Origin of the sequence: Hyunsoonleella jejuensis, from assembly GCF_900111025.1 — a bacterium.
Lineage (GTDB): Bacteria > Bacteroidota > Bacteroidia > Flavobacteriales > Flavobacteriaceae > Jejuia > Jejuia jejuensis.
Genome location: NZ_FOFN01000002.1, coordinates 85949 through 107936, shown reverse-complemented (window position 1 = coordinate 107936; position 21988 = coordinate 85949). Strand labels below are relative to the sequence as shown.

General features: G+C 33.3%; 24 protein-coding genes and 1 other RNA gene. 12 read left to right on the top strand and 13 right to left on the bottom strand.

All coding sequences use genetic code 11. From position 1 onward, the window contains the following. Positions 1-47: 47 nt before the first annotated feature. Positions 48-944, top strand: a complete 897-nt coding sequence (xerD, locus tag BMY39_RS07175) for a site-specific tyrosine recombinase XerD (protein WP_092578053.1) — start codon at positions 48-50, stop codon at positions 942-944. 84 nt (positions 945-1028) lie between these two features. On the opposite strand, the gene rny is transcribed toward xerD, so the two are convergent. The 4 genes from rny to BMY39_RS07155 form a co-directional block, all read right to left on the bottom strand. Continuing rightward, positions 1029-2603, bottom strand: coding sequence for a ribonuclease Y (gene rny / locus BMY39_RS07170; protein ID WP_092578050.1), 1575 nt, complete (start codon positions 2601-2603; stop codon positions 1029-1031). A 57-nt stretch (positions 2604-2660) separates the two neighbouring features. Continuing rightward, positions 2661-2780: non-coding RNA, 6S RNA (gene ssrS, locus BMY39_RS07165), on the bottom strand. Positions 2781-2837: 57 nt separating this feature from the next. Beyond that, positions 2838-3131, bottom strand: coding sequence for a cell division protein ZapA (locus tag BMY39_RS07160; protein WP_092578046.1), 294 nt, complete (start codon positions 3129-3131; stop codon positions 2838-2840). Positions 3132-3146: 15 nt separating this feature from the next. Next, on the bottom strand, positions 3147-3437 hold the full coding sequence (locus BMY39_RS07155; RefSeq protein WP_092578036.1) for a hypothetical protein: 291 nt from the start codon (positions 3435-3437) through the stop codon (positions 3147-3149). 405 nt (positions 3438-3842) lie between these two features. On the opposite strand from BMY39_RS07155, the gene BMY39_RS07150 reads away from it, so the two are divergent. Genes BMY39_RS07150 through BMY39_RS07135 form a run of 4 tightly spaced genes read left to right on the top strand, consistent with a single transcriptional unit; the run spans position 3843 to position 9742 of the window. Then, a complete protein-coding gene (locus BMY39_RS07150; RefSeq protein WP_092578034.1) occupies positions 3843-5528 on the top strand; it encodes a M23 family metallopeptidase in 1686 nt (561 codons plus the stop codon). Between the two features lie 12 nt (positions 5529-5540). Then, the gene (locus BMY39_RS07145; protein ID WP_092578032.1) at positions 5541-8003 is read left to right on the top strand and encodes a TonB-dependent receptor; all 2463 of its coding nucleotides are present in this window, start codon (positions 5541-5543) and stop codon (positions 8001-8003) included. A gap of 2 nt (positions 8004-8005) precedes the next feature. Next, complete coding sequence (locus tag BMY39_RS07140) at positions 8006-9202, top strand: retropepsin-like aspartic protease (RefSeq protein ID WP_092578029.1); 1197 nt, start codon at positions 8006-8008, stop codon at positions 9200-9202. Between the two features lie 6 nt (positions 9203-9208). Beyond that, positions 9209-9742, top strand: a complete 534-nt coding sequence (locus tag BMY39_RS07135) for a PH domain-containing protein (RefSeq protein WP_092578027.1) — start codon at positions 9209-9211, stop codon at positions 9740-9742. Here the strand turns inward: BMY39_RS07135 and BMY39_RS07130 are convergent. Continuing rightward, positions 9739-10878, bottom strand: a complete 1140-nt coding sequence (locus tag BMY39_RS07130; protein ID WP_092578023.1) for a cysteine desulfurase family protein — start codon at positions 10876-10878, stop codon at positions 9739-9741. The two genes, BMY39_RS07135 and BMY39_RS07130, sit on opposite strands and share 4 nt — an antisense overlap. 98 nt (positions 10879-10976) lie before the next feature. Between BMY39_RS07130 and BMY39_RS07125 the strand changes: the two genes are divergently transcribed. Then, a complete protein-coding gene (locus BMY39_RS07125; RefSeq protein ID WP_092578018.1) occupies positions 10977-11981 on the top strand; it encodes a hypothetical protein in 1005 nt (334 codons plus the stop codon). Here the strand turns inward: BMY39_RS07125 and BMY39_RS07120 are convergent, their stop codons facing one another. Together BMY39_RS07120 and BMY39_RS07115 are read right to left on the bottom strand one after the other, a co-directional pair. After that, positions 11982-12530, bottom strand: a complete 549-nt coding sequence (locus tag BMY39_RS07120) for a Smr/MutS family protein (protein WP_092578015.1) — start codon at positions 12528-12530, stop codon at positions 11982-11984. Positions 12531-12536: 6 nt separating this feature from the next. Further along, positions 12537-12722 carry a hypothetical protein gene (locus BMY39_RS07115; RefSeq protein ID WP_092578013.1) on the bottom strand — a complete coding sequence of 62 codons (186 nt, stop codon included), beginning with the start codon at positions 12720-12722 and terminating at the stop codon, positions 12537-12539. Between the two features lie 154 nt (positions 12723-12876). Between BMY39_RS07115 and BMY39_RS07110 the strand changes: the two genes are divergently transcribed. The 3 genes from BMY39_RS07110 (at position 12877) to BMY39_RS07100 (ending at position 15560) form a co-directional block, all read left to right on the top strand. After that, entirely contained in the window at positions 12877-14844 is a 1968-nt protein-coding gene (locus BMY39_RS07110; protein ID WP_092578011.1) for a T9SS type A sorting domain-containing protein, read from the top strand. Positions 14845-14948: 104 nt separating this feature from the next. Then, the gene (locus tag BMY39_RS07105) at positions 14949-15212 is read left to right on the top strand and encodes a DUF2752 domain-containing protein (RefSeq protein WP_092579142.1); all 264 of its coding nucleotides are present in this window, start codon (positions 14949-14951) and stop codon (positions 15210-15212) included. A 12-nt stretch (positions 15213-15224) separates the two neighbouring features. Continuing rightward, a complete protein-coding gene (locus BMY39_RS07100) occupies positions 15225-15560 on the top strand; it encodes a CCC motif membrane protein (protein WP_092578009.1) in 336 nt (111 codons plus the stop codon). 78 nt (positions 15561-15638) lie between these two features. Here BMY39_RS07100 and BMY39_RS07095 read toward each other — a convergent pair whose 3' ends face one another. The 3 genes from BMY39_RS07095 to BMY39_RS07085 form a co-directional block, all read right to left on the bottom strand. Next, positions 15639-16013 (bottom strand): GerW family sporulation protein, encoded by a 375-nt coding sequence (locus tag BMY39_RS07095; protein WP_092578007.1) that lies wholly within the window; start codon positions 16011-16013, stop codon positions 15639-15641. A 10-nt stretch (positions 16014-16023) separates the two neighbouring features. Continuing rightward, the gene (locus BMY39_RS07090; RefSeq protein ID WP_092578005.1) at positions 16024-16524 is read right to left on the bottom strand and encodes a hypothetical protein; all 501 of its coding nucleotides are present in this window, start codon (positions 16522-16524) and stop codon (positions 16024-16026) included. Positions 16525-16598: 74 nt separating this feature from the next. After that, positions 16599-17378: a patatin-like phospholipase family protein gene (locus BMY39_RS07085; protein WP_092578003.1), complete on the bottom strand. Its 780-nt coding sequence runs from the start codon at positions 17376-17378 to the stop codon at positions 16599-16601. A 134-nt stretch (positions 17379-17512) separates the two neighbouring features. On the opposite strand from BMY39_RS07085, the gene BMY39_RS07080 reads away from it, so the two are divergent. The 3 genes from BMY39_RS07080 to BMY39_RS07070 are packed head-to-tail and all read left to right on the top strand — an operon-like array spanning position 17513 to position 20076. Next, on the top strand, positions 17513-18283 hold the full coding sequence (locus tag BMY39_RS07080) for an MlaE family ABC transporter permease (protein ID WP_092578001.1): 771 nt from the start codon (positions 17513-17515) through the stop codon (positions 18281-18283). 60 nt (positions 18284-18343) lie between these two features. Further along, positions 18344-19066, top strand: coding sequence for an ABC transporter ATP-binding protein (locus BMY39_RS07075; protein WP_177176583.1), 723 nt, complete (start codon positions 18344-18346; stop codon positions 19064-19066). Between the two features lie 14 nt (positions 19067-19080). Next, positions 19081-20076 (top strand): MlaD family protein, encoded by a 996-nt coding sequence (locus tag BMY39_RS07070; protein ID WP_317039330.1) that lies wholly within the window; start codon positions 19081-19083, stop codon positions 20074-20076. A gap of 58 nt (positions 20077-20134) precedes the next feature. Here BMY39_RS07070 and BMY39_RS07065 read toward each other — a convergent pair whose 3' ends face one another. The 3 genes from BMY39_RS07065 to BMY39_RS07055 form a co-directional block, all read right to left on the bottom strand. Next, positions 20135-21034, bottom strand: a complete 900-nt coding sequence (locus tag BMY39_RS07065) for a universal stress protein (RefSeq protein WP_092577997.1) — start codon at positions 21032-21034, stop codon at positions 20135-20137. A gap of 96 nt (positions 21035-21130) precedes the next feature. After that, a complete protein-coding gene (locus BMY39_RS07060) occupies positions 21131-21334 on the bottom strand; it encodes a DUF6920 family protein (protein ID WP_092577992.1) in 204 nt (67 codons plus the stop codon). Between the two features lie 121 nt (positions 21335-21455). Further along, positions 21456-21905, bottom strand: a complete 450-nt coding sequence (locus BMY39_RS07055) for a pyridoxamine 5'-phosphate oxidase family protein (protein ID WP_092577990.1) — start codon at positions 21903-21905, stop codon at positions 21456-21458. Positions 21906-21988: the final 83 nt, after the last annotated feature.

Genomic DNA, 21988 nt, shown 5'->3' with positions numbered 1-21988 from the left:
AAAAAAAACTACCAATTGGTAGTTTTTTTTATGCTTAAATTTAAGGCATGAAATGGCACAACGCACTAAAAGATTATCAGCTGTATTTAAGAATTGAACGTGGCTTGTCCCAAAATTCGATTGATAGTTATTGCCTCGATATTAATAGATTGATACTTTTTTTAGAAGAAAATGAAATGTCTGTTTCTCCTATTGCTATTTCATCGCAAACTATTCAACAGTTTATATATAATTCTGCCAAACAATTAAACGCAAGATCTCAATCTAGGTTAATTTCAGGATTGCGAAGTTTTTTCAGTTATTTAATCTTTGAAGATTATAGAAAAGATAATCCTCTAGAGTTAATTGAATCGCCTAAAATAGGAAGGAAACTTCCAGATACGCTTTCTGAAGATGAAATTGACCAAATTATACAGGCTATAGATTTAAGCAAGCCCGAAGGTGAGCGCAATAGAGCAATGTTGGAAACTTTATATGGTTGTGGTTTACGTGTAAGCGAATTGATAAATTTAAAACTATCGGATTTATTTTTTGAGGAAGGTTTTATCAAGATAACAGGTAAAGGAGACAAAGAACGTTTTGTGCCTATAGTTGATACAACGATAAAGTATATTAATATTTATAGGAACGAGGTGAGAAATCATATGAATATTCAAGCAGGCTTTGAGGATACCTTGTTTTTAAATCGAAGAGGTAAGCAGTTAACGCGTGCTATGATATTTACAATTATTAAACAATTGGTTGAAAAAATAGGACTAAAAAAAAATGTATCCCCACATACTTTTCGTCATTCTTTTGCAACACACCTACTGCAGAATAATGCAGATTTGAGGGCTATTCAGCTCATGCTTGGGCATGAAAGCATTACAACAACCGAAATATATGTACATATAGACAAAAGCCATCTAGCCCAAGTTGTTGAGAAATATCATCCTAGAAGATAGATTTAAAGTTTAGTATAACAACAAAAAAACCGGCAGATGCCGGTTTTTTTAACTTGTTGAACTTCCGTATTTAAAGTAAATGTATTACTTCGCAATATTTACAGCTCTTGTTTCTCTAATTACGGTTACTTTTACCTGACCAGGATACGTCATGTCCGTTTGAATTTTTTGTGATATATTAAATGATAATTCAGATGCTCTTTCATCATTAACTTTTTCACTTTCAACAATAACGCGTAGTTCCCTACCCGCCTGAATAGCATAAGCCTTTTTAACACCGTTAAAACCAAAAGCAATATCCTCTAAATCCTTCAATCGTTGAATATAGCTATCCAGTACCTGGCGGCGTGCTCCTGGACGTGCACCAGAAATAGCATCACATACTTGAATAATTGGCGCTAATAACGATTTCATTTCAATTTCATCATGGTGAGCGCCTATGGCATTACATACATCATCTTTTTCGCCATATTTTTCTGCCCATTGCATTCCTAAGATGGCATGTGGTGTTTCCATATCGGTTTCAGCATCTGGCACTTTTCCAATATCATGAAGTAACCCTGCGCGTTTAGCTAACTTTGGATTTAATCCTAACTCAGCAGCCATAACACCACAAAGTTTAGCTACTTCTCTAGAGTGCTGCAATAGGTTTTGTCCGTAAGACGAACGGTATTTCATTCTACCAACGGTCTTAATTAATTCTGGATGCAGGTTATGAATCCCTAAATCGATTACAGTACGTTTTCCAACTTCTATAATCTCTTGCTCTATTTGCTTCTTAGTTTTCTTTACAATTTCTTCAATTCTAGCTGGGTGAATTCTACCATCGGTCACTAATTTATGGAGTGATAGTCTTGCAATCTCACGACGTACCGAATCAAAACAAGATAAAATAATAGCTTCAGGCGTATCATCTACGATTATTTCAACGCCAGTGGCTGCTTCTATCGCTCTAATGTTTCTACCCTCTCGCCCAATGATGCGCCCTTTAACATCATCAGATTCAATATTGAAAACTGAGACACAATTATCAACCGCTTCTTCCGTTCCTATACGTTGAATAGTATTAATAATTAATTTTTTAGCCTCCTGTTCAGCCGTTAATTTTGCTTCTTCTAACGCGCCTTGTATATAGGCCATGGCATCATTCTTAGCTTCACCCTTTAAGGATTCTACCAATTGCTCTTTAGCTTCTTCGGCAGACAAACTGGAGATAACCTCTAATTGTTGCACTTGGCTTTTATGCAGCTTATCCAACTCCGATTGTTTCTTTTCTAAAACGTCCAATCGGTGGTTGTAATCTTTTATTTTGTTTTCAATATCGGCGTTAAGTTTTTTGTTTCTTGAAAGTTCGTTAGAAACCTGAGACTCTTTATCGCGTGTGCGCTTTTCAGCTTCAGCCATTTTTTTGTCACGCGATAAAATTACTTTTTCATGCTCCGCTTTTAGCTCGATAAATTTTTCCTTAGCCTGCAGAATTTTGTCCTTTTTTATAGACTCACCTTCACTATTGGCTTCCTTTAATATTGCTGCCGCATTCTTTTTAGCATTTTTAATAAGTTTTGATGCGTTATTTTTTTCTATTGCCTTGGCTATAATAAATCCTATTACAAGCCCAACAATTACACCTCCTATAATTAATATAATTGGATTATCCATTTTTATTTAGTTGATTTATATATATAAAAAAACCTACATCAGTATAGTGTTTTGTATAAACTCCTTAAAAACAAGTTTAGGGCTAACAAGCTGATCAAGGGTCTGCCCAAGCACCTAAGTACTAGCAGCATGCTTTTACAACTTCAACTCACCCTTTTTAAAGAATTAACGTTGAGTTTATCAAAAAAAATAACCGATGTAGGTAGTAACTTCTACTTTTTATTTTAAAGAACGTTAAGCACTTAAATGAGCTTCTAACATTTTGTTGATAGCATCAAGCTTTTCCTCAACAACCTCATTTCGCACTTCTTTATCTATAGTTTTTTGTTCCACTTGAGATGCAAATTGTAAAGCGCACATGGCGAGCACATCTTGTTTATCTCTAACGGAATAACTTTGCTCAAACTGTTTAATCATTGTCTCAATATTCTTCGCTGCCTTTCGCAACCCTTCTTCCTGCTTTGCATCAATAGTTAATGGATATACTCTATTTGCTATTGATAGCTTTATTTTAAGCTTTTCTGACATTGATTCTACATTACATTAATCTGATAATTGCGCTATACAATGGTCAATATCTCTAATTAATGCATTTATTTTAAGCTTAGTTTCTCTTTTATTATCGTCACTACCAAGCATTGAATTCGCAATTTTTAGAGCTTCATATTTCTCCTCCCAATCCTTATTTAAACGTTCTTGGGATTGAATTTGTTGTCTTGCCTTGGCTAAATCTTCAGTTAATTTCAAATTAGCTTGTTTTAGATGATCTACCCTAAGCAGCACCTTACTAATTTTATATTCTAAAGAATCGACAATTCCTTCAATATTACTCATTTACAAAAATCAATACTTCGTAAACAAAGTTAACATACCTAAGGCTAAATAGCAATTGTTTTTTCATAATTTTTTTTAACACGCTTGTGGCCTTTATTTATGGGGCTCCCTACAACACTTCGACAGGCTCAGTGCAGATGAGGCGACCTTTACTCATTGATTTCTACTTTATACCGGTGAATTCATGAATATAAATATTTCACTGCAGAATTCCACCCGAGTCGGGGATTTCAAACGGTCATTCAATTGCTAACGCTTGTGTGCCGGCCAAAGCAGTTTCTTATTCCTTTAACGTTTTTTGCATTATTATCCATTAAAACCTATATGTTACATGCCCATGGCGTGATTTTTGTTTCGTTCTTTGCCGATTGATGACAAATTAATATTTTAGCCCAATACATCACTATGAGAATACTTCTTGCCCTTTTACTATTTTTCTCAGTTTCGTTAAACGCTCAAAACATATATCCGCAGGATTATTTTTCCAGTCCGCTCGATATTCCTCTTGTGCTTTCGGGTACTTTTGCCGAATTACGTTCTAATCATTTTCATTCAGGAATGGACATAAAAACCCAACAGCGTATTGGACTAAAAGTAAAAGCAGCAGCTGATGGTTATGTAAGCAGAATAAAAATTTCGCATTATGGCTACGGAAAAGCGCTATATATAACGCATCCAAATGGTTACACGACCGTTTATGCGCATTTAAATAGGTTCGCCCCAGAAATTGAAAGTTACATTAAAACATTGCAGTACAAAAAAGAATCTTATGAGGTGGAAACTTTTCCAAATCCCGAGGAGTTATTAATTAAAAAGGGAGATTTAGTGGCCTACAGTGGTAACTCCGGGGGGTCAGGTGGCCCACATTTACATTTTGAAATTCGTGATAATGCAGAACGCCCCATAAACCCTATGCTTTTTGGTATAGATATTAAGGATTCTAAATTACCTACCATAACATCCATTTACGTGTATCCACTAGATGAAAACTCATACGTTAATAATTCTAACAAAAAACAAGACTTAAGATTGATTCCTCTAAAAAACGGCGATTATACCGTTGAAAATATTAAAGCATTTGGAAATATAGGTTTCGGAATTACCACTTGGGACAGACAAGATTTAGCGGCAAATAAAAATGGCGTTTATAACATCCAAACTTTTGTAAATGGTAGTAAGAATTTCGAATTAGACTTTAAAAGGTTTTCATTTGATGAGACTAAACATATTAATCAATTAATAGATTATAACCACTTTAAAACCAGTAAACAACGTATTCAAAAATTATTTAGGATTAACAACCCTTTGAGTATTTATAAAGACGTTTATAAAGAAGGTGCTCTAACTATAGAAGATAGCACTTATTCAGTATATAAAATAAAAGTTAGCGATTTTGAAAACAATACAACATGGGTGACACTATCTATTAAAGGTGAAATAAGTAAGAGCTTTAAAGCGCAATCAAAAACCGAAACACCATATTATATTTATGCCGACAAAAGCACAACTTTAAAAGAAAAAGGTATAAACGTGGATATTTTTTCGGATACATTCTATGAAGACTTTTATATGGATTTTAATGTAAAGGCAGATACCTTAACACTTCATAAAGATGTTATACCGCTAAAGAAGAGCGTTAAAATTGCATACGACATCAGTAAATACAAACCTGAAGATAAAAGCAAATTGTTTATCGCAAGGTTATCCGGGTACAAGAAAACACCGTATTATTCGTTTACAAAGCGCGAAGGAGACACATTAACAACCTTAACTAAAACTTTGGGAACATTCACTTTGGCCTCTGATGATGAAAAACCTACCATCACTCCTATCAATTTTAAAAGAGGGCAATGGTTAAGTAAATACCGCTACTTAAAAATTAAAATAGACGATAAAATCTCTGGTATTTCAAATTATAGGGCTATGGTAAATGGAAAATGGATTTTAATGGCTTATGATTATAAAACCAAAACTCTTACTCATGATTTTAATGATGGTGTTATCACTGATACTAAAAATAATTTGAAGCTGATTGTTACGGATAATGTTGGAAATAGTTCTACTTTTGAAACTACATTTTATAGAAAATAAACTAAAACACCTTTGAAAACGCATTATAAACTAGCCACATTACTTTTGTTTTTTTCATTCCTAATTGGTTTTGCTCAAGAAGCTACCATAAAAGGGGTTATTCTTGATGAGAACAATTTACCGCTTCAAAATGTGTCAGTTAAGGCCGATACTATAGGCACTACAACTAACGAAAACGGATTTTACTCCTTAAATATTCCTGCCAATCAAGATGTAACCATTGAATTTACTCATATTTCACATAAAAAAGTAGTGGTTACTTTTAATTTGAAAAATGGAGTAATTAAAGAGTTTAATCCAGTTTTAAGTGAGACAATACAACAAATTGCGGCAGTTGTAATTTCTGGAGACCGACGAAAAGAAGTTGAAGGCATTATAACGTTACAACCAGAAACCATAAGAAAAATACCTGGCGCAAACGCTGGTGTGGAGAATTTACTACTTACATTGCCTGGTGTTAGTAATAATAATGAACTAAGCACACAGTATTCGGTAAGGGGCGGGAATTACGATGAAAACTTGGTTTACATTAACGGTATTGAAGTGTATCGTCCTTTTTTGGTGCGTTCTGGCCAGCAAGAAGGGTTGAGTTTTGTAAATAGTGATTTGGTACAGAATGTAGATTTTTCGGCCGGTGGTTTTCAGGCTAAGTATGGGGATAAGTTGTCTTCAGTACTGGATATAACATACAAAACGCCTTATCAGTTTGAGGTAAATGCCGATTTAAGTCTTTTGGGGGCAGCTGTCTCTGTTGAAAATATTAATAAAGACTCTAAATTCACCAGTATTGTTGGTGCGAGATACAGAAATAATAATTTATTTGTTGATGCCAAACAAACACAAACTAACTTCCGTCCTGTTTTTGCTGACTTACAAGGGTATTTTACCTATAAATTAACAAATAAATTTCATTTAAGCTTTTTAGGAAATGCTTCACTAAATAAATATGATTACGAGCCTCTTACAAGGCAAACGAACTTTGGAACACTTGCTGATCCTGTGGCGCTTATTGTATTTTACGAAGGACAGGAAAAAACAGAATACCAAACGTATTTTGGTGCATTTCAGGGCACGTATTTCGCTAATGAAGATTTAACGTTAAATCTTACGGCATCAACCTACCATACCACAGAAGAAGAGTACTTTGATATTTTGGCACAGTATAATTTAGGCGAAGTAAATGGGAATATTGGTGATGAAAATTTAGGTGAAGTAGAATTTAGTGAAGGGATAGGCAGTCAACTAAATCATGGTAGGAACGATTTGGACGCCTTGATTTCTACTATTCAAACCAAAGGTGATTTAAAGATTAATGATAATAGATTTGAGTGGTCTGTTAAATATACACACGAAGACATACGCGATCGCCTTGTAGAATGGGAGGTTATTGACTCTGCAGGGTTTTCCATAAGACCGCCAAGAACCATTCCCAGAAACGAGCAACCCTATATTGCTTATGAAGGCCCCATAACGCTCTTTACCAATGTTAGAGCAAGAAATAATACGCAGATTAACCGCTTACAAGCTTACGTACAATGGAGCAAACGCTCTACTCTAGGCGAAAGTGATGTTTGGTATAATGCAGGAATACGAGCCCATAACTGGGGGGTTAAAGGTGAAGGTGTCACTTCATCAAACCAAACCGTGTTTAGCCCAAGAGGACAATTTGCGATAAAACCCAACTGGAAGAAAGATATGTTGTTTAGAGCAGCAGCGGGTTTGTATTATCAACCACCTTTCTATCGCGAGTTAAGAGATTCTACAGGCACAGTAAGACCAAATGTGAAAGCCCAAAAATCGGTTCATTTGGTTTTAGGAAATGATTATAGTTTTAAAATGTGGGACAGACCTTTTAAATTGACTTCAGAAGTATATTATAAAAATCTTACAAATGTAAATCCTTATACTTTAGAGAATGTGCGCATTAGGTATCGCGCTAGAAACAATGCCAAAGCTTACGCCTATGGCTTAGATATGCGGTTAAATGGTGAGTTTGTTCCTGGAACAGAATCATGGTTTAGTTTTGGGTATTTAAAGACCGAAGAAAATATTGATAATCAGGGTTATATTTCAAGACCAACCGATCAGCGTTTAAAATTTGCAGCATTATTTCAAGATTATGTGCCAAATATTCCAAACATGCGGGTATATTTAAATTTGGTTTATAACACTGGATTGCCTGGGGGCTCACCTAGTTATGCCAACCCTTATGATTTTCAATTAAGATTGCCTGATTATAAACGTGCCGATGTTGGGTTTCAATTTGTTCTAGTAGATCAAGACAAGCAATTCAAAAGCGGTTGGAAAAAGCCTTTTAAAGAATTGGCTTTCGGTTTTGAGATTTTCAATATTTTTGATGTTCAAAACTCTATTACTAATACTTGGGTGCGCGATGTGTACAGTAAGCGTCAATATTCCATTCCCAACTTTTTAACACCGCGAGTTTTTAATGTTAGAACCACAATGAAGTTTTAGATATGAACAAAAGCCTATTTAAATTCTGTCTGTTTTTTCTGTGCATATCAGCAGGGTTTGCGCAAAAAACAAAGTTTAAAACCGGCGATACTAATACCAAAAAATACTTCACAAGCATAACGTATAAAAATGTAAATGATAAAATCATCATACCTGTAACAATTAAAGACAGTACCTATCAATTTTTGTTTGATACAGGTGCACCAAATGTAATATCAACAAGCTTGTTGAGTGTTGTGAAATATTCTTCTGGAAGAGCTTTGACAATATCAGATTCTAATGATAGAAAGCAAAAAATGAATTTAATTACGCTTAAAGAAATTACAGTTGGAGATATAACATTTAGTAATACAAGTGCTTTGGTGTTTGACAAATCTGAAAATATACTATTTGATTGTTTTGAAATAGATGGCATCATAGGAAGCAATTTACTTCAAAAATCAATTGTTCAAATAAATCCCGAAACAAAGGAATTAGTACTTACAAATTCACTTAAAAACTTAAGATTAGGAGATGAAGCACCTACGAAGTTGTTTATTGTAAACGCTCAAGGTAGCCCATATATTGAAATTAAGCTTAAGGGAGACGTTACAGTTACTGAAAAACTATTATTTGATACTGGAGCCAGCGGGTTTTACGATATGAGTAAACGAAGGTTAGATTTATTTAATAAACACAAAGTGGCAGCATCAGTGTTAAGTAACGAAGGTGTTTCGGGCATGGGGCTTTTCGGAGCGTCTGAAACTAATACGAAATATAGATTAAAAATTCCTGAGATTTTAATTAACAGTAGTCTTTTTAAGAATGTTTCGACGTTCACCACAGACGATGACCATTCAAGAATCGGTTCCGACATCTTAAAATACGGCGTAGTAACCCTAGATTTTAAAAAGAAAAGATTTTATTTTAATGGTTTTAATGAAACCAATGATTTAAAGGAAAAATTATTAGGCTTTACCCCTGTTCTAGAAAACAATAAACTAATTGTAGGTGTAGTTTGGGATGAAGAACTAAAGGATAAAATAAGCTACGGCGACGAAATTCTAGGCATAAACGATATTGATTTAACAACTACTAATATATGTGACATGATTTCTAAGAAATCACCTTTTAAGTCTTCAGACGTATTAGAAATTACGTTTAAGAATAAGGATAACCAGACCAATACCTATACCATAAAACGAGAATTTCAGGATTAAACATATATGGCAGCCAAAATAGAAATTATACAACAAGCAACATTTAATAGAAACATCAAAACCTATGTCGTCTTGGTGGTTTCTTTCTTCCTGTTAATTTCTTTTATTGGTATACCTATATTAATCATTTGGTTATTAGGGTTAGGTCGGTATGTTGGAAAAAGATATTATGAGAGTTTGGAGTGCCAACTTACCACAAAACACCTAGAGTTTAAGAAAGGTGTGTTTTTTAGAGTTGAAAAAACGATTCCGTTAGAGAATATTCAGGATTTAACTTTTATTGAGAACCCTATTTTGAAATATTTAGATTTAAGGATTCTAAAAATTGAAACTGCCGGAAATAGTAATCCTAAAGGAAGTGACATGAAGCTTATTGGCATTGTCGATTCCCATAATTTCAAATCTAAAGTATTGGAACAAAGAGAATTATTGCAATCTAAACCTGAGACTTCAGAAACAAGCACTATCAATAAAACAGAACTACTTTTAGAGGAGATTAAGCTAATTCTACTTGATATAAAAAAAGGACAGAACCTTTAAATCAGGCTTTTCAAAACCTCAATAACATAATCGATTTCTGCTTTGGTGTTAAATGCACTAAACGAAAACCTCACCGAAGGTTTCTCTAAATCGTCATCATTTAAAATTTCACTTAATACATGAGACTTTTGGTTGCTTCCGCTTTGACAAGCGCTACCCTTAGAACAGGCTATACCTTTTAAATCTAGTTGAAATAAAAACATTGCTGATTTATTTGCAGGAATGGGTAAACGCACATTAACCAGCGTATAGGTGCTTTGTTCCATATCTTCTGAAAGCCCATTGAAACCCACGTTCGGTATCTCTTTTCTAAGTTTAGAAATAAAATACGACTTCAAGGACTTAATATACACTGTCTCTTTTTCTAAATTCTCATAAGCCAACAGCATCGCTTTTTCTAAACCTACAATATTATGCACGCTTTCCGTTCCTGCGCGTAAGCCTCTCTCCTGCTCTCCACCGAGAATTAAAGGTTTTATTCCTGTATTTTTTCTAATGAATGCAAAACCTACACCTTTAGGTCCATGGAATTTATGGGCGCTTGCAGCTAAAAAGTCAATGTTTATATCCTGCAGGTCTAACGTGTAATGGCCGACTGCCTGAACTGCATCAGAATGAAATAGCGCATTATATTTTTTACACATTTCTCCAATAGCCTTAATATCTAAAATATTACCTATTTCATTATTTACCAGCATTAAGCTCACAAGAGCTTTTGGGCTATCAATTAGCAACTGTTCTAATTCTTCCAAATTAATCCTGCCAAACTTGTCCAAATTTAAAAAACTAACGCGTATTTTATGGGTAAGCTTCAAATCGTTTATGGTATGTAAGACAGCATGGTGTTCTATTTTAGTTGAGATAATATGTTTTACGCCAAGGTCCTTTACCGTGCTATACAGCACCAAATTATCGGCCTCTGTGCCTCCAGAAGTAAAAATTATTTCGCTTGCTGAGGTATTTAAAATTTTTGCAATAGTTTTTCTAGAATTCTCAATTAAAGATTTAGACAATCTACCTAAACTATATGAAGATGAGGCATTTCCATAGTTATTTTTTAAAGTTTCAGTAATCGCTGTAACAACATCTTCTCGCAGTTGTGTGGTAGCTGCATTATCAAAATACACCTGTTGCATTTTTGTTAAATTTCCAACAAAAATACTCTAAATAAAATTATTACTAAATCGCCGCGTTATAAAGTCAATTCTTTTATTTTTGCTTAAAATAAAATTCTATGAGGAATCGCTTTCTTTTGTTTTTGTCATGTGGCCTTCTTGTTGTTTTTGCATGTAGTGATGGAGATGTAATCGATTTTGAGTTCGATTTTGATGATGAATTTGAAGCTTGTGGATCAGAAAACTTGCTTTTTTATAAAACAAAGGAAGACCCTTCTGAAACGGTTTCTGTTTTAATTGAAAATTTTACCCTAAAAGATATTTTTGAGGATGAACCAGAAAATGACTCTTTAGTTATCCCAAAGGCTAACGCCACCTTTACCTATAGGACTTATAATAGAGCAGACTTTCCAACAGAAGGTATATTTTGTAAAGATATCCCACCTGCTGATTTAAACATTGATAAAGATGAAAGTGATGATTCTACTACTGCTACTATTATCAGGGTTTTTACTGAGGATGATAATGACGGGATTCCTGCCGAATTAGAAAGTACCAACGGTATTAACCCAATTGCGGATGATGACAATGACGGTGTGTTAAATTATTTAGACGATGCCCCTAACGATGCTAATATTGGTGATAGCAATGGCATGATTGAAGATGGGTTTGATACTGACAATGATGGATTGCCAAATTTTATTGATCAGGATGATGATGGTGACAACGTATTAACTACAACTGAAAAACCAGATCCTGATGGCAATGGCGACCTATCGGATGCCCAAGATACAGATGGAGATGGTACACCTGATTATTTAGACGATGATGATGACGGCGATGATGTTTTAACAAGAGATGAGGAAAATGATACCCAAGACCAAAGACCGGTAAACGATATAACCAATAGTGATGTTGGTGCAGATTATCTTAATCCTAATGTAGCAATAACTACACCTGCTACTAAATATAGAGAACATACTATTTCTAAATCCTTAAGAGTAAGGTTAATAGTTTCAGAAATAAGTATAAGTTTTGTTTCACAGCAAGAGTTTAATTTTGGGACATTAACTGGAGTTTCAGGTTTAAGTGACGACAGAAAAATAACACCCGACTTCCCTTAATTAGCTATTCTGAAAAATATAGACTTCAGTAGCACCTAAACCATATTTTTGATAATTTGCATCGTAGAATTTTAGGTTATCATAACGCCTAAAAAGTGTTTTTAATTCTTCCTTTAGTACCCCTTCGCCTACGCCATGAATAAAAACTACGCGCTGTATGCGTTTTTTCATTGCAAATTCCAATTGGCGTTTTGCAGTTTGCATTTGTAAATTCAGTATCTCAAAATTAGTCATACCTCGAGAAGATGTCACCAAATGGTGAATATGTAAATCTACCTCCATAGCGGCTTGAGCACGCTCTTTAGGTTTCACTTTTACAGACGGCTTTCGCTTTCTGGTTTCTTTCTCAGCAATTACCTCATGAATTTGAGAACGTTCAACAGCATGGTCTATTATAGAATTTTGATTTAAAATCAATTCGCTTTTATCAAAATTCAATAAAAATCCATCTTTAGTTTCTATGGTTACCGCATGATCATCAAGCGTTTTGATAACACCGGATAAATCCTCATCTAAAACAGAAACGCTATCACCAATCTTAAGTGTCATATTATCTTATCTGTTTTCTTCATCCTGATTATTATCTCTTTTACTCGGAATTGTTCTTGATATCCTGTAAACCCCAACCATTAATATTATAATACCGGAAATTAAGAGTAACTGGTTTTGTTGCTCACCCGCTTTAGCATACATGGCTACTATAGCCCCTAGAAGAATAAGCGAATAATTGAAGTATTTCATAACGTATCTGATAAGTCACAAATTTATATGAAAATATTCAGACCTCTAAAAAAACCTAATCTTATTATATTATATAAAAAATCGACGAAATGCTCAAAAAACCAGTTATAAAGATATTTTTTTATATATTAGCGCTGTAAATTGCTATAATTAAATGATTTTTCTCACGTTAAAACCACTTGGTTTTTCAAAAAACATTAGAAGATATCTTCTTTTTGTTATTTCTGTATTTATTTTAAGTTTTGGTTTTGCCCAAGATTTATATGTAGATAACGATGCTTATCTTTATGCAAGAGACGTAGTGCTTTTTGTAAATGATGATATTAGGTTAGAGACGCCAACATCAACTATATACATGAGAGGCGATGCGCAACTCATTCAAAATACTGATATTAAAAATTCTGATGCAGGTGAACTTTCAATATATCAAAATCAAACCACAGGAATTTATGAGTATAATTTCTGGTGTTCCCCTGTTGGCGTAAGTATAGATGGCACTACCAATGCTAATGTGGATTTTGATGGAACAACTATTCACGACCCGTTGGATCATACCGATTTAACCAATATAAACTCTACAAACTATGCATATACGGGATCTTATAATGGTACTGCAACTCGATTGTCTAGACAATGGATTTACACCTTAATATCTGCAGGCGGTTATAATGGTTGGAGTTTTCAAGGTAATACAGGAAACATTCCTTCAGGATACGGTTTTACTTTAAAAGGTAGCCCAAATGCTAATAATGTTTTAGACCTAAGAGGGCGACCTAATACTGGAGATATTTCAATAGATTGCACATTTACGGGGGTTGATGCAGATCCAAGTTCTGGACCCACAACCCAAGTAGAAACGCTTACCGGTAACCCTTATCCTTCCGCTTTAGATTTAAAATTATTTTTAACCGACGGTTTTGGTTCTACTTCGTTTACGGGTACAAATAATAGAAATATTCTTAATGGTGAAGCATTCTTCTGGGAGCAAAAAAACATTAATTCCCACAACTTGGCAGACTATGAAGGTGGCTATAGCGTTTATGTTCCTGGGGATCCTACAAATCTAGCTGATAATGGGTCTTACGTTACAGCGCCTTTTGAAAACTACAATTTAGATGGTAGTGTAAATGGCACTACAACAGGTAATACCCAAGATTTTACAACAAACAATGCGAGACGATATGCTGCAATAGGCCAAGGCTTTATAGTAAGTAGCATAGATAATGGCGGCGCACCCGGAGGTGGTACTGCGGTGTTTACTAATGCCATGCGATTATATTTTGCCGAAGATTCTACAACTGGCGGTAATGGTTCTGTTTTTGCAAAAAACCAAACGAAAGGTAAAAGTGAAGAAAATGAAAAGCAGGAAGTCATAGCCATGTCCCACAACGGCATTGATTATCTAAATATAATTAACAATCCAATAGTTATTCCCGAGATAAGAATTCATACTAAAATTGATAATACCTTTTATAGAGAAAGTGTTATAGCTTTTAGAAATGGCACGCCCAATAATAACACCTACAATAGGTTTTTTGATGGTAGAAATTATGAAGGTGGTTTAACTAGGGATGCATATTTGCTTTCAGAAGACAAAGAATTAGTATTAAAATCTATAAAATACAATGAAGATGTAAAAATAGCTTTAGGCTTAAAAGCAAACAAAGACAATACGCCTTTTGATATTTCGGTATATAATTTGACAGCAATACCAGAAAATATACCTATTTATCTTCATGATAAACTTAGCGGTAGCTACACGAACATAAAAAACAATACATTTAGCATCGTTTTAGGAGAAGGTATACATAATGAAAGATTTGAAATTTCTTTTAGTAAACAAAGTACTTTAAGCAAAGACATCATAAGTATTTCTGATTTTAAATTTTTTGAAAACACGACAACTTCGGAAATAGAAATTATTAATCCGCAGCGTTTCCAAATTCAACAAGTAATAGTTTATGATATCACTGGAAAGCGAGTTTTAACAAATAGTTTATTTTCTAACAAAAGAAAGAATATTATTAGTTCCAAGCTATTAAATTCAGGGGTTTACATTCTATCATTAAAATTACAAAATAACCAAGTAGTTCATAAAAAGATGATAATATCTGGTAATTAATTTGTAATTTCTTAACTGGCTGCACCTTCTATTTTTATTCATTTTCATTATATTTAGCACAAAATAATATTAAAGTGCTATTAATAAACGATCTTGAAAAATTCATGCTACCCTGTTTAAACAAAAAGTTATTAGGTGTGGAGTGCATGGGTTGTGGTTTACAGCGCAGTTTTTCTTTATTGCTGCATGGCGAGTTTATTGCGGCTTTAAAAATGTATCCTGCAATTTACACGCTTATACTTCTTTTTCTAATTGTTGGTATTAATGCTTTCAAGCCGTTTAAATTTTCAAATAAAATCATTATAACATTGGCAATTCTTAACGTTGCCCTTATCATAGGAAGCTTTGCTTTTAAAAATTTAACTTAATACACACACATTATGGAACAACAAAAATTACCTAATGCAACTATTGCCTTAATTCTTGGAATTATTTCTTACATAGCATGTTGCTGCAGCATGGGTATTGGAGGATTACTCTTTTCTGGCATTGCTTTATATTTAGTAAACAAGGACACCAATTTATATAAAGAGAACCCTGAATTATATAGTAATTTTGGGCAGGTAAAAACAGCTAAAATCATAGCAATTATTGGATTGGTTTTAGGAGTTATTGCTTTAGGCGCATCTATTTTCCAAATAATTTCTGCTGGTGGTTGGGAAGCTTATCAAGAACAACAACAAGAAGCATTTAGACAGCTTGGAATTGGCGAATAGTAACCTGTTTTTCTGATAAAAATCAAAAAAGCCTTAAAATTTTTGTTTTAAGGCTTTTTTTAATCTGCTAAATTTGTTTTAGTTGACAATTTCTTCCTTAGATTTTTTTTCTACAATTTTCTCAATCATGTCAGGTACTTTTTCGAAAGCTGCAGCAAGTCCATGCGCTTTTCCTGCTTCAATAAATGAGATTTCATCATTTTTCGTTACTAAGAACCCTATTGGTTCAATACCTATACCCGCTCCTGCTCCAGCACCTTGACCTTTTCTAGCTTTAGACTTAGTTTCAACACCTTCTCCTCCACCAGATCCAAATCCCATACCTACTTTAATTACGGGTACGCATTTAAATTGTCCTAGTTCAAATTGTTCTCCAACAACAGTTTCTGTTTTGGCTTCTGTTTTAATGAAGTCAGTAATCTGACCTATTAATTCTTCAAAATGTAAGTCCATAATATTATTTTTAAAAGTTAATAATTGATTTTATAATATGAATTGGCCTATTTCTAACGTATAGAACCAATTGGTTTCGTCCTTGAAAATTAATATTACAATTAGCACCGTTATACTTCAATAAACTGAATAATGGATATAATTTGGCGTTTAAAATGGTATCATCAGTATCTATATCTAACAAAAAACGTGTTATTTTGAATGTTCTAATTATTCTGAACATTTTTTTAAAAGACATCCGCTTTTTCAACTTCAATTTACCCTTGCTTTTTTTAGCTTCTTCTTGTTTTACTCTCCTTTTTCTTAAAGGATATAGATAAAACTGAAAAAATAAAACTACCAACCGTATTCTAACTATTTCGGTCTTATGTCCTTCTAAATTCGCTTTTGCCAATCCATGAATTCTTATGTAATATTGGTTTGAAATTGTATCGATACAGCCTGTAACTGGTACGAATAACACACCAAAAATTAGGAGTGAAACTAAAGCGATACTTATAAAAAATATCATATCCTTAATTTTCCATGAATGTATTTAACCGTAGTTATTCATACAATGATATTGCTCAACTTTAATGATAAAAATTAATCATTGAGAGTCTTTGTTGAAAGTTTGTTATTTACTGCCAAAGCTTTGGTAGTAGCTGCGTAGCCAATATTAAAAATAGCATTAAGATGCTTTTTATCAAAGGTGCCGTATTTGCTTAGTTCCTTTGGAGATATAATCAAATCGCAATCTTTGAATTTTACTCGATCTTCGTGAACCGATTTCAACCTAAATGCTCGTTCAATAACGTTATAAGAATGTTTTAAATCATCAATCTCTATAACATCAAAACTATTTACATAAACACCAATAATCTTATCGCATGTTGTTTGTAATAATTCAACAGGAAAATTGTTAAGAGAGCCGCCATCAACATAGTATGAATCTCCAATTTTTATGGGAGCAAATATTCCTGGAATTGCGGCTGAAGCCAAAATAGGTTTAATTAATTCTCCTTTATTAAAAACAACCAAATTTCCATCTAAAATATTAGTTGCTGTAAAACTCAATTGTTTTTTAAGAAATGAAAAATCATCATTCTTAATGTAGCTTTTAAAATTGGGGTAAAACTTATCGGTATCTATAAATCCAGGTTTATTAAGGGCATAATTTTTAATATTTAGTATCTGAATGTTTTTAAAAAAATTTAAAATATGCTCCCAACTGTAGCCATATGCATATAGGGCACCAACTATTGCTCCTGCACTTGTTCCAGCTATATGTGTTGGTTGCAAATTGTGCTCTTCTAAAGCCTTTATAGCTCCAATATGTGCAGCACCTCGCATGCCGCCTCCAGACAATACTAAACCTAATTTCATCTTTAAATTAAATAAAATAAAATAAACTTAGAAAAAACCAATTGCTAATACAATGATATACATCAGCGTCCACATGATTTTAATCATTTTATATATATGATGAATGCAATAACTTTAAAGATGCATCAATGCTTATGGTAAGGACAAATAAAATAAAGTCATTCTTTATAGAAATTGGCGAACTTACTTTTTTTGCACGTCGGTTTTTTAAAGAGCTTTTTTCAAAACCTTTCGAGTTTAAAGAACTTTTAAGGCAATGCTACTATATAGGTAATAAATCGGTTTTATTAGTTGGGGTTACGGGATTTATTATTGGTTTGGTCATAACTTTACAGACCAGACCAACATTAGAGGAATTTGGTGCAGAATCGTGGATGCCCTCTATGGTTAGTATTTCCATAATACGAGAAATTGGCCCCGTAATTATTGCTCTTACTTTTGCAGGACGCATTGCTTCTGGTATTGGTGCAGAACTAGGTTCTATGAGGGTTACAGAGCAAATTGATGCCATGGAAGTTTCAGGTACAAACCCCTTTAAATATTTGGTGGTTACCCGAATATTGGCGGCAACACTTATGCTTCCTATTTTGGTTATTTTGGGAGATACCATTGCACTTTACGGTTCTTATTTAGTTGAAAATGCCAAAGGCGATGTGTCGTTTTTACTTTATTTCAACAAGGTATTTAATTCACTTGAATTTGGAGATATTATTCCAGCAACTATTAAAACGTATTTCTTTGGATTTGCTATTGGATTAGTGGGCTGTTTTAAAGGTTATTATTGCAAAAAAGGAACTGTTGGCGTGGGTTTAGCTGCAAATTCGGCAGTTGTTTTTTCTTCAATGCTACTTTTTGTAATCGACTTTATAGCTGTTTTTGTAACCGATATATTTTTTGAAATTTAAAAGATGAATAGTACAAAACACATACAAACAAAAACGGAAACTTTAATTTCAAAAAAGCGCATGTTGGAAATTAAAGATTTAAAAAAAGCTTTTGGTGATAATCATGTATTAAACGGATTTCATTTAACACTATACGAGGGTGAAAACCTTGTTATTATGGGGAAATCTGGTTCAGGAAAGTCGGTAATGATAAAATGCTTGGTAGGCCTGATGGAACCAGATTCTGGAAGCATAAAGATTATGGATAAAAATCTATTAGAACTCAACCGAACTGAACTGGATGAATTGCGTACAGAAATTGGCTTTTTGTTTCAAGGAAGTGCTTTATACGATTCTATGACGGTGAGAGAGAATTTAGAGTTTCCGTTACGAAGACACGAGCACAAATTTGGCAATATAACTGATACAACCCAACTTGTAAAAGAAGCACTAGAAAGTGTTGGATTAGTTCATGCTATAGATTTAATGCCATCTGAACTTTCTGGAGGTATGAAACGGCGTGTGGCTTTAGCCAGAACCCTCATTTTAAAGCCAAAAATTATATTATATGATGAACCCACAAGTGGTTTAGACCCTATAACCGCAAAAGAAATTATAGAACTTATGCGCAATATACAAAAGCAATACAAAACATCATCTTTGATTATTACTCATGATGTAGATTGTGCACGCGTTGTATCTGAGCGGATGATTTTATTAGTTGATGGTGTTAATTACGCAGAAGGAACTTTTGAAGAATTAAAGGCATCAAGTGATGAAAAGGTAAGAGCGTTTTTTAAATAATTTAAAATTTAGCAATGATGCAAAAAACAACTAACGAAAAACTAAAACTAGGCATTTTTGTGATCACAGGATTGCTACTATTTGTAGTTGCTATTTATTTAATAGGTAATCGCCAAAACATGTTTGCTAAAACATTTACAATTAGTACAAACTTTAATAATGTTAATGGCCTATTAAAAGGTAATAATGTTAGATATTCTGGTATAAATGTCGGTACTGTAAAAGCAATTACAATGCTTAACGATTCTACCATTAACGTGAAAATGGTCATTGAAGAGAAAATGGTGAAACATATTAAAAAGGATGCAATTGCCACAATTGGAACCGATGGTTTAGTAGGAAATATGATTGTAAATATTATTCCAGGAAATGGAAATACACCGGTTGTTTCCCAGGGTGATATAATAAAGTCCTACACTAAAATAGGAACGGATGATATGCTTAATACCTTAAACGTTACCAATGAAAATGCAGCATTACTAACAGCAAAACTATTAGATATTACTAATACAATTACCAACGGGGAGGGCACTATAGGGATGTTGATAAATGATTCGGTTACTGCAAAAAATGTAAAGCAAACTATTTTTAATTTAAAAACAGCTAGTATTGAAACCAAAAAAACTATTGAAGATATTCATACACTTATTAATTCTTTTGATTTAAATGAGAGTGTCGCAAGTGTTTTATTTAATGATTCTATTGAGGCTCAAAAAGTAAAAAATATTATTGCAAACTTGGACGAAAGTAGTCAAGACATAAAAAAGGTTATCAAAAATTTAGATGAAGCACTGTTGAATTTAAAGGATGGTAACGGCACTTTCAATTATTTGTCTAATGATAAAGAGTTCGTAAAAAACCTTGAGCAATCTATTAAAAACATAAATGAGGGAACTGAAAAATTTAACCAAAACATGGAAGCTCTAAAACACAATTTTTTAACCCGAAGCTATTTTAGAAAATTAGAACGACAAGAAAGAAATCAAAAATCTGATTCAAAAAATAAATAAATTAAGGCCATTTAAAAAAATGATTTACAATTTAAATAGCCTTGATTTTGATGCTTATTTAACCAAAGCTTAATATGCCATTTTCGTTCTTACACTTGGCATTGGCATTTTGTAGTTTCTTACGCTGCTTACTAAATGCCAGCAATGGAATTTTTAACGAGATTTCTATATCCTTTACTAAATCCTTCTGAAATATGTTAGAAAAACTCCACTCGTGTTTACGCTCTAGCATAACCAACATATCGGCATCCTCATTATTTAAAACACTTAATATTCCAGATTTTACACTGGTTGAAGCTATAGTTTTAAAAACAATTTCTGGATAAGATACTTCTTGCTGCAGTGCATGCTTAAACTGTTGCATATATTTTTTGGCAGGATATTCATCAGATTCGTAGACATGAATAACTTCTACTAGGGCAGAAAAAGGTTTGGCAATTTCAATGATTTTTTTTAAATATAAAATGTCATCCTCTTCAAAATCTGTAGCATATATAATCGTAGATATGGTATCATAAACTAAACTATTTGGTACTATTAACAGAGGCAACTCTATTACATCTAGAAGTGTATTTGCAATATTACCAGAAAAATAACCTCTCATACTATGCCTATCTTTCATTCCTATAATAACCAAATCTGGCGCAATGTGTTTTGAAAGGCGCAAAATAGTTTCAGAGACAGAGTCATTCTCAACAGCATGAGTAGTAATTGGTTCTTTATGAAACTCATTTTTAAGGTGTTTTTTGCAATATTTTTCTAAAAGCTCTACACGTTCTTCGCGCATTCTTCGTTTTAATAATTCTGAAGGTTTTATTGTTGAAAATAAAATTGGAGGAAGATTATATACATGCAGAACGTGTAAATTGGCATTCATTATACAACTGAATCTATAAGCATATTTTAATGATGAGGCATCGTTATTAGTACAGTCTGTAGCGTAGAGAATTGTTTTCATAATGGAGCGTTGTTACCTAACAAATGTAATACGACACTTTTTTTTTTTAAATGATATTTATCAGGAAACAAAAAATTACTATAATACACTCTTTTGTTATCTATAAATGCTTTTTGTATTACATGTTATGTCTGTTACCTCAAGCTGTAACCAATTAAAATCGGCTTCCTGTAGCTGCCAATTTACTTTGAATTTATTGGGAATTCTGTAGTTGTCAAACGTTTTGTAGACAACAACATCAACAATCCATTTTGCTTCCTTAGCATCTGGACTACCTCCAAAGAAACGGATAGGTGTCAAAACTTATAAGGTCGCCCTCTGTATTAAATTTAAAAACTCTAGAAACTGATGTCCTATTAAGTGAATTGCACCATGAAGTGACAACAAGATTCCAAAGGCTAACCTCATAGGATAAAAAAAATTAATACTTTCTGCTTTTTCCTGTAATATCAGATATTCTTATGCGATAAACAATGGGCTTTCCAAAGTTTATTTTACTTGAAAATTCACTAATCAAATCTGGATATTTATCATCTCTTATAAACATTGTTTTTTTTACGCCGTTAACAAACTCATGCAATTCTTGTTTCGCATAGGCGCCACTTAGCTCTTCAAACGTGCCATGTACTAATATGGATTGCCATTTATTCACAGATTCTATTTGGGCGACGCCCATAGACACGTATTTATTTATGCGCATAGCCTTTATTTTATGCCCCTCACCTGCATAACTTAAAATGCTGTGTTCCTCTTCATCATAATAAAACGTAATTGGTACCACATAAGGTTTGTTTTGCCAGACATATGACAGATTACCTATGTAATTGTTTTTTAGAATATAAATTGCCTCAAATTTTTTCAAATCTTTCATTACTATATGCCTTAATATTTATTAATAAGAAAGGTACATTCAAAATTATTTGAAGTACTTTCTCTTGTGATACTTCTTAAATA